This is a genomic window from Ruegeria sp. HKCCE4148 (genome assembly GCF_017872495.1).
GTDB lineage: Bacteria > Pseudomonadota > Alphaproteobacteria > Rhodobacterales > Rhodobacteraceae > Ruegeria.
Genome location: NZ_JAEDOS010000002.1, coordinates 152,107 through 167,154 on the forward strand (window position 1 = coordinate 152,107; position 15,048 = coordinate 167,154).

The window sequence follows — 15,048 nt, forward strand, 5'->3', positions numbered from 1 at the left end:
TCAGGCCAGCCCCGGCAACAACGCTTTCAGGCCGTCAGCGATCATACTAATCGCGATGGCCGACAAGATCATGCCCATGAAGCGGCTCATGATCACGCGCGCGTTGCCAGAAAGGCGTTCAGCCAGCCATGCCGCATTCCAGAATGTGATCAGCAAAAGGGCGACGACGCCAAGGAATACACCGGCAAAAACAATTGCTTCAACAGGTTTCTTCACGTGATGTGCGTACAGGATCAAGGTCGTGATGGTTCCGGGGCCAACAAGAATGGGAAAGGCCAAAGGGTAAAAGGCGACGGTTTCAGCCGCGGGATATTCTTCTTTCTCGTCATCGGTTCCATGGTGCGAACTGCTTTCGTTGCCGTTCAACATGTTCAAACCGATCATCAAGACGACCAGACCACCCGCGACTCTCAAATGGTCAACCGTTATTCCGAACAAGCCCAGCGCCTGACTGCCGATAGCTGCAAACGCCCCGCCAAGGATCAGGCAATAGAGGGACGTCTTAACCGCAACCTTGCGCTGATCTGATGCCGACAGATTCTGCGTCACGCTCAGAAAGACGGGCAGGTTCGTCACTGGGTTCATAATGGCAAAAAGTGCGCCGAAAAATCCAACGGCAAGAGTGGATTCCATAAGGTTCGCCTCGGTTCGTTCTGTTCTGCGGAGAAACGTGGCCTATTTCTGAAACACTTGGAAGTACCTGCATAAGGGGAAGCATCGAAAGATGACTGGAAAAATTCTGGCAATCATCCTGCTCATGTCTGCGGCTGTTGCAGGCGCTGGCATGTATTACCTTCAGGTCTACGGGTATTACTATGAAGTTGAGCCCATTCCGGGTGAGGATGTGTTTCTGTCGATCGACGCGGCCCAGCCCCCGGTGGCTATTTCGTATACATCCTTTCAGGCCATCGACGCAGACAGCTCTCCTATCCGGTATCGCGCCTGTTTTGAAACCGATGCTGCGCTGGAAGAGTTGCGGGCCACCTACCTGACAGCGGATGAGGCAAAGCCGCTGACGGCTCCGGGCTGGTTTGACTGTTACGATGCAGTGGCCCTGGCTGATGACTTGAAATCAGGCAAGGCGCAGGCGTTCATTGGTCAGAAAAACGTGCATTACGGTGTGGATCGCATCGTGGCTGTTACCCAAGAAGGCAAAGGCTTTGTTTGGCACGTTTTGAACAATTGTGGCGAAAAGGCCTATGACGGCACCGTCGTCGGAGAAGAGTGTCCTGAGCGTCCTGACAGCTGAATAACCTTGCTGGGCTGGTCCTGAAACCCGCCGCTTTTGCAAATATGACCGGTGTGACACGGCGATATGACCCATCTCCTATTGCCTTTATCGTGCTCCCCCTTGTATCCGCCTTCTTTGTGGATATCGCTAATGCCATCGTCATTCAGACGATCGTCAATTTCTAAGGACCGACAATGCCTGACCTGCTGATCGAACTGTTTTCCGAGGAGATCCCCGCGCGCATGCAGACCCGCGCCGGTGAGGACCTGAAAAAGCGGATCACCGATGGTTTGGTTGAGGGTGGTTTGACCTATGCTGGGGCCGCTGCCTTGACCACGCCGCGTCGCCTGACGCTGGCGGTCGAAGGCCTGCTGGCGGAAAGCCCAACGATCCGCGAGGAACGCAAAGGCCCTAAAGTTGGCGCGCCGGACAAAGCTATCGAAGGGTTCCTGCGTGGCGCTGGCCTGACCCGCGATCAGTTGGAAGAGCGCGACACGCCCAAAGGTGCAGTTTACTTTGCGACCATCGAAAAGGCGGGTCGCCCGGCGGCTGACATTGTGGCTGAGGTGCTGGAAACCACCATCCGCAACTTCCCCTGGCCCAAATCCATGCGGTGGGGCAATGGCCCTTTGCGTTGGGTCCGTCCGTTACATTCGATCCTGTGCATCCTGAATGATGAGGCAGGCGCGCAGGTCGTGCCGCTTGAGGTTGAGGGCATCACATCTGGGGACACAACCGCAGGCCACCGCTTCATGGCGCCGAACCGGTTTTCGGTATCATCGTTTGACGATTACGCCGCCCAATTGAAACGCGCCTTTGTCCTGCTGTCGCCCGACGAACGGGCCGAGCATATCTGGAACGACGCCCAGAACATGGCTTTTGCCGCCGGACTGGAGGTGGTCGAAGACAGGGGCCTGCTGGCAGAGGTCGCCGGGCTGGTTGAATGGCCGGTGGTGCTGATGGGGCAGATCGACGACGAATTCCTCGACCTGCCGCCTGAGGTGCTGCAAACCTCGATGAAGGAACACCAGAAGTTCTTTTCCGTGAAGAACCCTAAAACGGGTCGGATCGAACGGTTCATCACGGTTGCAAACCGCGAAACCGCCGACAATGGCGCGACCATTCTGGCAGGGAACCAGAAGGTGCTGTCGGCCCGTTTGGCGGATGCGAAATTCTTCTGGGAGAACGACCTGCGTGTCGCCAAATCGGACATCGCCCAATGGACCCGTGCGCTTGAGAATGTAACCTTCCACAACAAGCTGGGCACACAGGCCGAACGGATCGACCGTATCGCCGCGCTAGCCCGCGAACTGGCCCCGGTGACCGGTGCGGATACCGATCAGGCCGAGAAAGCCGCGCGTCTGGCCAAGGCCGATCTGAGTTCTGAGATGGTCTATGAATTCCCTGAGCTTCAGGGGCTTATGGGACGCTATTACATCGAAGCCGCAGGCGAAGACGCCGCCGTGGCCGCCGTGGCGCAGGAACACTACTCGCCGCTGGGTCCATCGGACGACGTACCGACTGCACCGCCGTCGGTGACCGTGGCGCTGGCCGACAAGCTGGACACGTTGACTGGGTTCTGGGCGATAGATGAGAAGCCGACCGGCTCGAAAGACCCGTTTGCGCTGCGCCGTGCGGCGTTGGGGATTATTCGGTTGGTGCTGGATAACAATTTGCGACTTCACTTGGACAGATACTTTGACAGTCAATTGGTGCGGGCGGAAAGCGCCTCAAACAATGCATTGAGGTCTGAAAGCATCAATGATCTGTTGGACGAAATTGCAGAGCATGGCGTATTTGGCGCGGCTTTCCAGACGTTTAAAGAGAAACTGGGAGAGCTGCCCAATAGCGATTTCCTGAGCCTGGAAAAGAAAATACCTGACACGTCAGACGACCTCCTCTCCTTCTTCCACGATCGCCTCAAAGTCTTCCTCCGCGACGAGGGCATCCGTCACGACATCATCGACGCCTGTATCGCGATGGATGGCAATGACGACCTCAACCTGTTGGTCAAACGCGCCCGTGCTCTGAACGCGGTGATCGCGACCGAGGACGGCGAAAACCTCGTGCAGGGCTTTAAGCGCGCCAACAACATTCTGACGCAGGCCGAAGAGAAGGACGGGGTCGAATACTCCTATGGTGCGGATGTGAAATTTGCCGAGACAGACAGCGAAAAGGCGCTGTTCGCGGCGTTGGATCAGGCGCAGGCGCAGATCGAACCGGCGTTGAAGGCCGAGGATTTCCCGACCGCAATGGCCGCCATGGCTGCGCTGCGCGGACCGGTAGATGCATTTTTTGAGGATGTACAAGTCAACACCGACAATGACATTGTCCGGCGTAACCGTCTGAACCTACTTAGCCAGATCCGCCAGGTCTGTTCCAGCGTGGCTGATCTGACCCGGATTGAGGGCTAAATAACTGGGCGCGCTGCAAATGCGCGCCCACAACACCCTTGCGCGAAAGGCGCAACCGCTTATGCTGCACGCAAACCAAAAGGTGCTGCAGTGCAGAATAATCCGCATACTACGCTCATAACGTCCGACGCTCCTGTCATGGCGAACACTCATGGCGGGCGGGCCAAGTGTTTGCAACGGCTGGTCCGCCTCGACCTACCGGTGCCGCGCACGGTTGCCCTGTCTTTTGAGTCCGTACATCAAATCGCCGAAGGCGAAATTCCGGATCTGGCCGCGATCCTGGAACAGTTTGACCCGACGACGTTGCTATGCGTTCGGCCCAGTTCCGAAGACCCGGATTGGGGCGGGCCCGGTGCGGTTCTAAACATCGGAATGAACGATGCGTGCTATGTGGACCTTTCCGAAACCATGGGGGCCGAGGCTGCAGCGGCGCTGTATCTGAGATTTGTGCAAAGCTATGCAATCCACGTGGCGCGTCTGGACCCCGATCTGTTCGATGACATCGAATTGGACGGGAGTGAAGGTCTGAGCCAGTCGTTGCGGGCCTATGAAGACGAAACCGATGAAGCCTTTCCACAGGATCGCGGAGAGCAATTGATCGGTGTTCTGCGGTCGATGGCGCGCGCATGGGATGGAACCTCGGCGCGCTTGTTGCGGCAGGCCAAAGGGGCTCCGGCGGATGCCGGGCTTGGGCTGGTCATTCAAGAGATGATCCCCGGTGTAGGGCAAGGGGAATGTGGTTCCGGTGTCTTGCAACTGGTCGATTCCACAACCGGGATGCCGCAGATCACCGGACGCTACCTGAGCCAGAGTCAGGGTCGGGATGCTCTGGGCGAAGACGTTGCCGCGCTGTTCTTGGAGAAAGACCCGCGCGGACCATCGCTTGAGGAAGTGGCGCCAAAGGCTTTTGCAGAACTCAAGGAACAAGCCGCTTTGATGCGCGAAAAGCTGCGCGAAGAGATGCAGGTTGAGTTCGTCATTCAAAATGGTGACGTACACATTCTGGACGGCGTGAGGGTGCAGCGCAGCGCCCGTGCGGCCATGCGGATCGCAGTGCGACTGGCCGAGGATGGCATAATCCCGCAGCAAGAGGCGGTCATGCGTGTGGACCCTCATGCGCTGAACGAATTACTGCACCGTCAGGTGCACCCTGACGCCAAGCGCGACGTGCTGACGACGGCCATCGGGGCCAGTCCCGGTGCGTCGACCGGCAAGATCGTGTTCACCTCGGCTGAGGCGCAGGCCAGTGCCGCGCGTGGTGAAGCCTGTGTTCTGGTGCGCCGCGAGACCTCGCCCGAGGATGTACGCGGGATGCACGCGGCCGTGGCTGTGTTGACGGAAAAAGGCGGGATGACCAGCCACGCGGCAGTGATCGGGCGCGGCCTTGGTTTGCCCTGTATCGTCGGCGCGTCCGACATGCGGTTTCAAACAAAGAAAAAGATGCTGACCGCTCAGGATGGGCGTGTCTTCAAGACAGGCGATGTTCTGACCATCGATGGCAGCTCGGGCCAGGTTCTGGCAGGGCAGCCTGCGATGCTCGAGGCGGCGCTGGACGATTGTTTTCAGACGCTTATGGCCTGGGCCGATGCAGAGCGTGACATTGATATTCGCGCCAATGCTGACACACCCGCCGATGCGCAAACAGCCCGGAATTTCGAGGCACAGGGGATCGGCCTGTGCAGGACCGAGCATATGTTCTTTGATCCTGGTCGTCTGATCGTGATGCGCGAAATGATTTTTGCACAAACCTCGTCCGGTCGGGCGGCAGTGCTGGAACGCCTGCTGCCGATGCAACGCGAAGATTTCGTGCAACTTTTCCGGATCATGGAAGGTAAGCCTGTCTGCATTCGACTGTTCGACCCTCCGTTGCACGAGTTTTTGCCCACCACCCGCAGCGGGCAAAGGGAACTGGCCGAAGCGCTTGACTTACCAGTCTCGGATGTTGAGCGGCGGGTTGCGGCCATGAGCGAGTACAACCCGATGCTGGGCCTGCGTGGCGTCCGACTGGGTGTGACCGTTCCCGAAATCTATGACATGCAGGCGCGCGCAATATTTGAAGCCACGCTGGAGGCCCGCCAGAACGGTGCCGCGGTCGTGCCCGAGGTGATGATCCCACTGGTTTCGGCAAAGCGCGAGGTTGAGTTGGTCAAATCCCGCATCGACTCGGTCGCGGCGGCTGTTGCGTCGGAACAGGGGCAGGAGTTCGACTATCGGCTGGGCGTAATGGTCGAAACCCCACGCGCCTGTTTGCGCGCGGAGGAGATCGCCCCACAAACGGCATTTATGAGTTTTGGTACAAACGACCTGACGCAGATGACCTATGGCCTGTCGCGGGACGATGCCGGTCGATTCATGTCGGCCTATGTGCAACAGGGTGTCTTTGGTGAAGACCCGTTTCATGTTCTTGACCCCGATGGGGTGGGGGAATTGTTGAAATTGGGGGCGGAAAGAGGACGCGCTGCAAAACCTGACGTGACCCTGTCTGTGTGCGGCGAACATGGCGGAAACCCCGAATCAATCGCCATTTGCCGGGATTTGGGGTTTGACTATGTGTCGTGCTCTCCGTTTCGGGTTCCGGTGGCTCGGCTGGCTGCCGCTCAACTGGCGATTTCGTCCAGACTTGGGGGTTGACAGGACCAGGTATCCCAAGGATTAGTGGGGTACATGGTCACTCGTGGGCGAAGTAATTCTTCGCGACGGGCGATTTTCCACTTGCTTTTTTCAAAAGGCTGGACCTTTGCGTCTGGTTGCGTTAGATGCCTCGTCGCGCCCGCCGGGGGAGGGTATGGCGCGTGAAGTGCCTGTGCGAGGTTATCTGATGCTACGTTATATACTGGCTGCTGCCACATTGGCGGCAACCGTGCTGCCAAGTGCGTCCTTCGCCGAGAGGGAAGCAACCGAAACCGCAAAGCAAGAGCTTGTGGCCCGTAACGAATTGCCTGGCCAACGGTTTCGCGATTATTTCCAGCTGTTCCAGCCGCGTAAAGCCGCTGAGCCTGTTGAAGTGACCTATTCCAAGGATTGGCTTGATCAGCAACCTAAAGCAGCTGGTGACGACAACTGGAAGTGCCTTTCCGAGGCGTTGTATTTTGAAGCGCGTGGTGAAAGCGTCCGCGGTCAGTTCGCTGTGGCTGAAGTGATCCTGAACCGTGTCAAAAGCGGTCGTTTCCCGGATTCGTTGTGCGGTGTCATCCGCCAAGGCACAGGGAAAAAATACCAGTGCCAATTCACATACACGTGCGATGGCCGCAAAGAGGTCATCCACGAACAGAAAGCCTATGAGCGCGTGTCGAAAGTGGCCCGTGCGGCGATTGATGGCGTCGCAAAAGAACTGACCGAAGGGGCAACCCATTACCACACCACTGCAGTTCGTCCATCGTGGTCACGTGTCTACAAACAGACCGCGCGGATTGGTGTGCATATCTTCTATCGCCACAACTACCGGACAGCGAGCAACTGATTGACGCACCCGCGCTGGAAGCTTGGTGGCGCGATGCAAGTTGCAGTCTATATTACGGGCCAGGAGGCCCGTAATGCTATTTACTCGAAGGCACATACTTAAAACTGCGGCGGCAGCGTCTCTGTTGCCGTTTGCGGCCCGGGCCGGATATCCGATGCTCGAGGCGCGCGAGGCGCAGCAGCGCGTTGCGCCCGACGGGTTTCCTGACACCACAGTTTGGAGCTTCGATGGCACTGTTCCGGGAACCACCATAAGGGTCGGGCAGGGCGCGCGCGTTCAGCGCCAACTGTTGAACGCGCTACCTCAGCCGACTTCGGTCCATTGGCACGGAATCCGAATAGACAATTCGATGGATGGTGTGCCGGGCCTAACGCAGGATGTGGTCGAAACGGGCCGTTCATTTGATTACGACTTTGTCGTTCCTGATGCGGGTACGTATTGGTATCACGCGCACAACAGGTCAATGGAGCAGGTTGCACGGGGCCTTTACGGGCCGCTGATCGTCGAGGAGGCACAAACGCCAGATGTCGATCAGGACCTGATACTGATGCTGGATGATTGGCGGTTAGACCCGGAAACGGCTCAGATAACAGACGATTTCGGCAACGGCCATGACCTGAGCCACGCAGGTCGGCTTGGCAATATCGTCACCGTAAACGGGTCGTTTGATCCAGCGTTTTCTGTGCAAAGACATCAACGGCTTCGATTGCGCTTGATCAATGCCTCTAACGCCAGGATCTATGATCTGGATATTGATGGTCTGTCCGGGTGGATCGTTGCTTTGGACGGAATGCCGCTGGAAACTCCGTTGGAACTGTCAGGATCGTTTCCACTGGCGCCTGCACAGCGTGCGGATCTGATTGTCGACGTTGTCACCGAAGGTGATACAGCAAGTCTCGTTAGTGTAGAAAGGGACGGTGCCTTTGGTCTGGCGCGTTTCGACGTTACAGGCGATGCTGCAAAGGCGCAAAGGCAGAGCGTGTCAGCATTGCCGCCTAATCCTTTGCCGGAAATCAATAATATTGAAGACGCGCCTTTGCACAGAATGGTTTTGCAAGGCGGCGCGATGCGATGGTTGGAAAGCGCCAGACTTGGTGAAACTGAATTGTCGGGGCAAGAGTTGGCGCAGCTTGGCCGGTTCTGGGCGCTAAATGGCCGTGCTGAACGCCCTGAGGATCCGTTTCTGGATGCAGAAATCGGCAGTCTACACCGTGTTGAATTCGTAAATGAAACGGCATTTCCGCACGCGATGCATTTGCATGGTCATCACTTCAGGCTGATTCTGGGTGATGGGTCGCTTGGCCCCTGGAGGGATACTGTTTTGGTTGGACGAGGGCAGACTCGTCAGATCGCTTTGGTCGCGGACAATCCGGGGGGCTGGCTGTTGCATTGCCATATGCTAGGACACGCCGCATCCGGTATGATGAGCTGGTTTCGGGTAACCTGACGCCGCAATCGGCGGTTGGAATGGCGTTTGTATAAGTGCTATAGGCCCCCGCAACGCCTATAGTAGGCATACTTTGCAACGAGCCCAAAAAGGCCTGACCTATGAGTTCTGAAATCCGCCTGGCATTCGCACACCCGTCCGAGAGATCCGAGGCAACCTCACCCCGGGGGCCGCTGGATCGGATTTCGCTGCGCGACCACATCGTCGAAGTTGAGATCGGTGCTTTTCAGGCTGAGCGAGGAACCACCCAAAGGATTTGTTTTAATATCGTGGTCGAGGTGCGCCCGCTGGCCGCCGATATTGACGACGACGTGGACCGCATCCTGTCCTATGATCGCGTCACCGAAGCAATTGCATTTGAGTTGGCCGCAGAAAGATTGAACCTGCTTGAGACGCTGGCCGAGCGTGTGGCCGAACGCATCTTGCTCGAACACCAAGCCGTAAGGGTTTTTGTTCGCATCGAAAAGCTGGATCGTGGTCCGGGGGCGTTGGGGGTCGAAATCGTGCGCGGAAAGGACTCGGTTCATCACGACGTGGTCGAGGAAGAACGCCCGCATCCGCGCCTTGTGTACCTGTCGAACGAAGCCATTTCTTCGGACAACCTGACCGGTTGGATTGACCAGTTGGAAAACCGTCAGCGTCCATTGATCCTGTGCGTTGGGGCGTCGGATTTGGCTGCGCCCCAAACTGGCCACGCGATGACGCAGCGCCGTATTGATTTGCTGGCCATTGAGCAGAATGCTTGGGTTCTGGCGGCACGAGATCACCGTTGTGTTGTGGTTTCGACCCGGACGGAACTGGATTGGGCGATGAAGAACGGCCAGATTTGCGTCTGGGCCCCGTCCAAGATCGTTTTGGACGCTGTGGATGGCCCGTCTGCCGCACCATCGGATGCAGTGGCCCTTGCGGCTTGGTTCGCTGCGACCTTTGAAGCGAGCGAGATGATGGTGATCGGCGGCGCATTGCCGACAGAGCCCAAAACGCCTTTGCGCGCCGTTGCCGTGGATCAGGCCCAGCTGTGAGCATCTACTACAGGCCACTGGTTCAAAATGGCCCGGCCCGCCCTGCAGGTGCCGTTCCGCTGGCAGGGCAATCGCTCTGGTTTACCCATGTTGAAGCTCTGCGGCGCGGGGGGGACCGTGAGATTGTTGCGGTATCAGAGGTTCCTTCAGACCATCTGGACCGTTTGACCCAGGCGCGGGCAGACATTGCAGGTCTGGACATGCAGGTGCCGCATATCATGGGCATTCTGAATGCCACGCCAGACAGTTTTTCGGATGGCGGCGTCCACAGCTCGGCGGAAGCCGCCCGTATGGCCGCCGCTGGAATGGTTACGCAAGGGGCGACCATTCTGGATATCGGTGGGGAATCCACGCGCCCAGGTGCAGATTTTGTTCCGGCCGAACAAGAGATTGCCCGCACCCGCCCTGTGATCGAAGCGATACGGTCAGAAACGGACGCTCTGATCTCAATCGATACGCGCAAGGCCAGTGTGGCCAAAGCTGCCTGCGATGCCGGGGCCGGGCTGGTGAACGATGTCTCAGGCTTTACCTTTGACGCTGATCTGGCACCGTTTTGTGCGGCGCAGGGCGCACCTGTTTGTGTCATGCATATGCAGGGCGACCCGGCCACGATGCAGGACAATCCGCACTACGACAATGTATTGCTGGATGTGTATGACTTTCTGGAGAACCAGATTGCTGTGCTGGAGGGCCTTGGCCTCAGCCGCGATCTGATCATTGTTGATCCAGGGATTGGCTTCGGCAAGACCGAAGACCACAATCTGACCTTGCTGCGCAATCTCAGCCTGTTTCACGGTTTGGGCTGCCCGATCCTGCTGGGCGTGTCACGCAAAGGTTTCATTGGTTCGATCGGGCAGGAGCCGCGCAAGACAGCGCGTACACCGGGATCAATTGCGGTGGCTTTGGCAGGATTGTCTCAGGGCGTGCAAATCATTCGCGTGCACGACGTGGCCGAGACCTCTCAGGCCTTGCGCCTGTGGGCTGCTGTCCGGTAATCCGGTCTCACGACAAATCACGGAGTGACACGTATGCGCAAGCTGTTCGGAACTGACGGGGTGCGGGGCACCGCCAACACGCATCCGATGACGGCGGAAATGGCCTTGCGCATCGGGGCTGCGGTTGGGCGTTACTTTCGCCGCGACGCGACAGGTGTGCACCGGGTTGTCATCGGTAAAGATACACGTCTGTCCGGTTACATGCTGGAAAACGCGCTGACGGCGGGTCTGACCTCGACGGGTATGAACGTGCTGCTTCTGGGGCCCGTACCAACGCCTGCTGTTGGGCTCATGACGCGGTCCATGCGCGCTGATCTTGGGGTTATGATCTCGGCCAGTCACAACCCGGCTGAAGACAATGGCATCAAGTTTTTTGGACCCGACGGCTATAAGCTGTCCGATCAGGCAGAGATCGAGATCGAAAAACTGATCGACGAAGGCGTCCGGCCCGCGCAGGCGCAGAATATCGGCCGGGCGCGTCGTGTCGATGATGCGCGGTTTCGTTATGGCGAGCGTGTGAAATCGTCCTTGCCCCGTGACGTGAGTTTGGATGGTCTGAAAGTGGTCATCGATTGCGCAAACGGTGCGGCCCACCGCACTGCGCCCGAGGTCCTGTGGGAGCTCGGTGCTGATGTCATTCCAGTTGGTGTTGCGCCCAACGGCAAGAACATCAACCTCAATTGCGGATCGACAAAGCCGCAACTGGCCGCAGAAACGGTTGTGGCCCATGGGGCAGATGTCGGCATCTGTCTGGATGGCGATGCAGACCGGGTTGTTGTGGTTGATGAAACCGGTCAAGTGGCCGATGGCGATCAGCTAATGGCATTGCTGGCGACGGCATGGAAGAAATCGGACCAGCTGAAGGGCGATGCCCTGGTGGCGACGGTGATGTCCAATCTGGGCCTCGAACGCCACTTGACAGGGCAGGGGCTGCGTCTGGAGCGCACGGCCGTTGGCGACCGCTATGTGGTTGAGCGGATGCGGGAAGGCGGGTTCAACCTTGGCGGTGAACAATCCGGCCATATCGTGATGAGCGATTATGCCACCACCGGTGACGGACTTATGGCCGGTCTGCATTTTCTGGCGGAAATGGTTCTATCGGGGCGTAAGGCGTCGGATCTGTCGAAACAGTTCGAAACGGTGCCGCAGTTGCTGAAAAACGTGCGCTATGCAAGCGGTCAAACCCCGCTGGAGGTTCAGAGCGTCCAGGCTGCTATTGCCGATGCCGAAGCGCGTTTGAACGGGCAGGGCCGGTTGCTGATCCGCAAATCCGGGACCGAGCCTCTGATCCGGGTCATGGCCGAGTGCGAAGACGACAGGCTGCTGACACAAGTTGTCGATAGCATCGTGGCCGAGGTCGAAGCTGCTACGGGTTAACGTCCGAGCAAAACCTTGCGCAGGCTGAACCATTGGCTGATCGCCATGCCGGTCAGGATCAGACCCAAGGCAATGTAAAAGCGCAGGGGCAGGGCCTCGGACAGGATCCATGCGCCGAACACCATCGACCAGATCGGCACTTGATAGTTCACCAATGTTAGGAAGACCGATCCGGCGCTGCGGGTGATCGACACGCGCAAGAGGGTGGCAAAAGCGGTTGGGACCAATCCCAACACAATCAAAGCGATCGTCGGGCGTGGCCCTTGCCACGTTGGCAGACCTTCGGTGACCAGCATTATGGGCAGAAGAAGCATAGCTCCTACAACCAGCGTCAGGGCAGCCAAAACCAAAGGGTCGACAGGTGGACAGCGTCGGGTCAGCACAGATGAGCTTGCGTAACACAGGGCTGCCGTGATGCAGGCCAGCTGCGCGAGGGGCTCTGCCCCTTGGCCCAATTGTGCAAGGCCGGGGCCGATCAGCACCAATGCGCCTGAAAACCCAAGGCACACCCCCAGAAAACGGCGCAGATTCAGGGGTTCATCCGAGAAGAAGTGGGCCAGCGGCAGCACCATCAGCGGAACAGCTGCCATAGACAGCCCTGCAAAGGCGGATGGTACAAACTGCTGCCCCCAACTCAGCAGCATGAAAGGCACGGCCGTGGACAGGACACCGATAAGCACAATCGAAGTGCTAAGAGCGGGTGTCAGAACCGGCAGTTTGCGACCGGTCACCCACATCAAAAGCAGCAGGGTCACAGCGCCCAGAGTTGTCCGAGAGGTCGCGACCGTGATCGGGCCGTAGCCTTCAAGCGCCATGGCCACGACCATGAAGGTCGCGCCCCAGATCAGGCCCAGCGTGAAGACACCGCTCCAATCCTGTTTTGTTGGCTGTTGCACCATCGGTTTTCCTGTCGGGGCTGCGTGAAACTGAAAAAAGGTTAATCTGACCGGGTGTTTATGTGCTGCGCCGCTTTTTTGTGCAAACGAAAAAGGGCGACCACCGGGGCCGCCCTTGTGCTGACAGAGGTCAGGCTTAGTTCTTTTCTTTGTCGACCATTTTGCCGGCCGAAATCCACGGCATCATGCCGCGCAGCTTGGCACCGGTTTCTTCGATTTGATGCTCGTCATTCGCGCGGCGCGACGCTTTGATGGTCGGCTGGCCAACAGCGTTTTCCAGCATGAAGTCGCGAACGAATTTACCCTGCTGGATGTCGTTCAAAACCTCTTTCATACGCGCTTTGGTTTCGTCGTATTTCAGGATGCGCGGGCCGGTGACGTACTGACCGTATTCGGCTGTGTTCGAGATCGAGTAATCCATGTTGGCGATGCCGCCTTCGTAGATCAGGTCAACGATCAGCTTCACTTCGTGCAGACACTCGAAATAGGCCATTTCTGGCGCGTAACCGGCCTCGACCAGCGTTTCAAAGCCGCAGCGGATCAGTTCGACCAGACCGCCGCACAGAACGGCTTGTTCACCGAACAGGTCGGTTTCGCATTCTTCGCGGAAGTTGGTTTCGATGATGCCCGAGCGACCGCCACCAATGGCCGAGCAGTAGGACAGGCCGATTTCCAGCGCTTTGCCTGTCGCGTCATTGTCAACGGCGACCAGGCAGGGCACGCCGCCGCCTTTGGTGTATTCGCCACGTACGGTGTGGCCGGGGCCTTTGGGGGCCATCATGATGACGTCGACGCCTTCTTTCGGCTCGATCAGGCCGAAGTGGACGTTCAGGCCGTGAGCGAACGCGATCGCAGCACCCGGCTTGATGTTGTCGTGGACGTATTTCTTGTAGGTTTCAGCCTGCAACTCGTCGGGCATGGTGAACATGATGACGTCGCACCAGGCCGCCGCTTCGGCGATGCCCATGACTTCCAGACCTTCCGCTTCGGCTTTCTTGGCCGAAGGCGAACCTTCGCGCAGGGCGATGACCAGATTCTTGGCACCCGAGTCACGCAGGTTCAGCGCGTGGGCGTGACCCTGCGAGCCATAGCCCAGGATGGCCACTTTTTTGTCTTTGATCAGGTTGATATCGCAATCGCGATCGTAATAGACGCGCATTTCGCCGGTCCTTTCTGGTTAGATTGCGGCGGTTTTACATGCCTGATCGCGTATTGGCGATAGTGTTGAGCTTGAGTTTTTGTGAAAAAGGTGAAGAATAATTCTTCAGAACTACAAAATGTGAAAAAATCATGCTTGATGACATTGATCGTCGCATCTTGCGTCATTTTCAGGCTACCCCAAGCCTGACCACTGCGGAATTGGCCGATCTGTGCCGGATCAGCGCTGGGGTCTGTTGGCGGCGGATTGAAAAGATGCAGGCTGCCGGGATCATACAAGGACAAGAGGTCGTGATTGACTGGGCTGCCATGGGCTATGCGGTCGAAGTTTCGCTTCGCGTTACTCTGGATAAGACACAGGCGCGTGCCTTTGACGATTTCACCGAAGCGGCGCGAAATGTACCGGAGGTGGTCGAGATCCAGACCTTTCTGGGTCGGGTGGACGTGCGACTGTCGGTCATTGCGAAGGATATGAACCATTACCAACTATTGTATCGCAACCGTATCCTGACCTTGCCCCATATCGCCGATATCGAGACGCTGATGCACATCGCGCGGGTCAAAAGCGATGAGGTGTTACCTGTATGATCGAGTTGGATGAAATTGATCGACGCCTGCTGCGTGTCCTGCAACAGGACGCGACACAGAGTGCCGGTGCCTTGGGTCGCAGGTTTGGATTGTCGCAACCGGCCACCTGGCGCCGAATCCGGCGACTGGAGGAAGCAGGAGTTATCAAGGGGCGGCGCTTGCGTCTGAACGCCGAGGCGTTGGGTTTCGGGGTGACGGTGTTTCTGGGTATCAAACTTGGCCGCAAAGGGCAGATCAATCTTGAGGACTTTGAGCGCGCCGTGAGTGCCATCCCCGAGGTCCAGACAGTCGAGCACGTGTTGGGCCTATATGACTATCGCCTGCGCGTAGTTGCGCGGGACCTGTCTGACTTTGAGCGCGTATTACGACGTCGAATCATGACGTTGCCCGGTGCAGGGGATGTTGAAGCAAACGTTTTGCTCAGCGAAGAACGCTTGCCTGGGCCCCTTGGCTGAAACGC

At 57.9% G+C, this 15,048-nt stretch carries 13 protein-coding genes and 1 pseudogene; 11 read left to right on the plus strand and 3 right to left on the minus strand.

Annotation, left to right across the window (positions count from 1 at the left end; all coding sequences use genetic code 11):
- Complete coding sequence (locus I9187_RS05945; RefSeq protein ID WP_171174720.1) at positions 1–633, minus strand: MarC family protein; 633 nt, start codon at positions 631–633, stop codon at positions 1–3.
- 91 nt (positions 634–724) lie between these two features.
- Between I9187_RS05945 and I9187_RS05950 the strand changes: the two genes are divergently transcribed.
- From I9187_RS05950 to glmM, 9 genes and pseudogenes are all read left to right on the plus strand, one after another.
- On the plus strand, positions 725–1,249 hold the full coding sequence (locus I9187_RS05950) for a DUF6446 family protein (RefSeq protein WP_171174719.1): 525 nt from the start codon (positions 725–727) through the stop codon (positions 1,247–1,249).
- Between the two features lie 26 nt (positions 1,250–1,275).
- Positions 1,276–1,416: pseudogene (locus I9187_RS21885) on the plus strand (sodium/glutamate symporter); the annotation flags it as partial.
- 9 nt (positions 1,417–1,425) lie between these two features.
- Entirely contained in the window at positions 1,426–3,645 is a 2,220-nt protein-coding gene (gene glyS, locus I9187_RS05955; protein WP_171174717.1) for a glycine--tRNA ligase subunit beta, read from the plus strand.
- 138 nt (positions 3,646–3,783) lie between these two features.
- Entirely contained in the window at positions 3,784–6,276 is a 2,493-nt protein-coding gene (locus I9187_RS05960; protein ID WP_171174715.1) for a putative PEP-binding protein, read from the plus strand.
- 187 nt (positions 6,277–6,463) lie between these two features.
- A complete protein-coding gene (locus tag I9187_RS05965; RefSeq protein ID WP_171174713.1) occupies positions 6,464–7,105 on the plus strand; it encodes a cell wall hydrolase in 642 nt (213 codons plus the stop codon).
- A 73-nt stretch (positions 7,106–7,178) separates the two neighbouring features.
- Positions 7,179–8,552, plus strand: a complete 1,374-nt coding sequence (locus tag I9187_RS05970) for a multicopper oxidase family protein (RefSeq protein ID WP_171711978.1) — start codon at positions 7,179–7,181, stop codon at positions 8,550–8,552.
- A gap of 101 nt (positions 8,553–8,653) precedes the next feature.
- Positions 8,654–9,574, plus strand: a complete 921-nt coding sequence (locus tag I9187_RS05975) for a dihydroneopterin aldolase (protein WP_171174709.1) — start codon at positions 8,654–8,656, stop codon at positions 9,572–9,574.
- On the plus strand, positions 9,571–10,569 hold the full coding sequence (folP, locus tag I9187_RS05980) for a dihydropteroate synthase (RefSeq protein ID WP_171174707.1): 999 nt from the start codon (positions 9,571–9,573) through the stop codon (positions 10,567–10,569). Before I9187_RS05975 ends, folP begins: the two co-directional genes overlap by 4 nt.
- A gap of 33 nt (positions 10,570–10,602) precedes the next feature.
- Positions 10,603–11,946: a phosphoglucosamine mutase gene (gene glmM, locus I9187_RS05985; RefSeq protein ID WP_171174706.1), complete on the plus strand. Its 1,344-nt coding sequence runs from the start codon at positions 10,603–10,605 to the stop codon at positions 11,944–11,946.
- On the opposite strand, the gene I9187_RS05990 is transcribed toward glmM, so the two are convergent.
- Positions 11,943–12,845: a DMT family transporter gene (locus I9187_RS05990; protein ID WP_171174703.1), complete on the minus strand. Its 903-nt coding sequence runs from the start codon at positions 12,843–12,845 to the stop codon at positions 11,943–11,945. The genes glmM and I9187_RS05990 overlap by 4 nt on opposite strands.
- A 133-nt stretch (positions 12,846–12,978) precedes the next feature.
- Entirely contained in the window at positions 12,979–14,001 is a 1,023-nt protein-coding gene (ilvC, locus tag I9187_RS05995) for a ketol-acid reductoisomerase (RefSeq protein ID WP_171174700.1), read from the minus strand.
- Between the two features lie 131 nt (positions 14,002–14,132).
- Between ilvC and I9187_RS06000 the strand changes: the two genes are divergently transcribed.
- Complete coding sequence (locus I9187_RS06000) at positions 14,133–14,588, plus strand: Lrp/AsnC family transcriptional regulator (RefSeq protein ID WP_171619308.1); 456 nt, start codon at positions 14,133–14,135, stop codon at positions 14,586–14,588.
- The gene (locus I9187_RS06005; protein WP_171174696.1) at positions 14,585–15,043 is read left to right on the plus strand and encodes an Lrp/AsnC family transcriptional regulator; all 459 of its coding nucleotides are present in this window, start codon (positions 14,585–14,587) and stop codon (positions 15,041–15,043) included. The genes I9187_RS06000 and I9187_RS06005 overlap by 4 nt, the downstream gene beginning before the upstream one ends.
- Positions 15,044–15,048 lie beyond the last annotated feature (5 nt).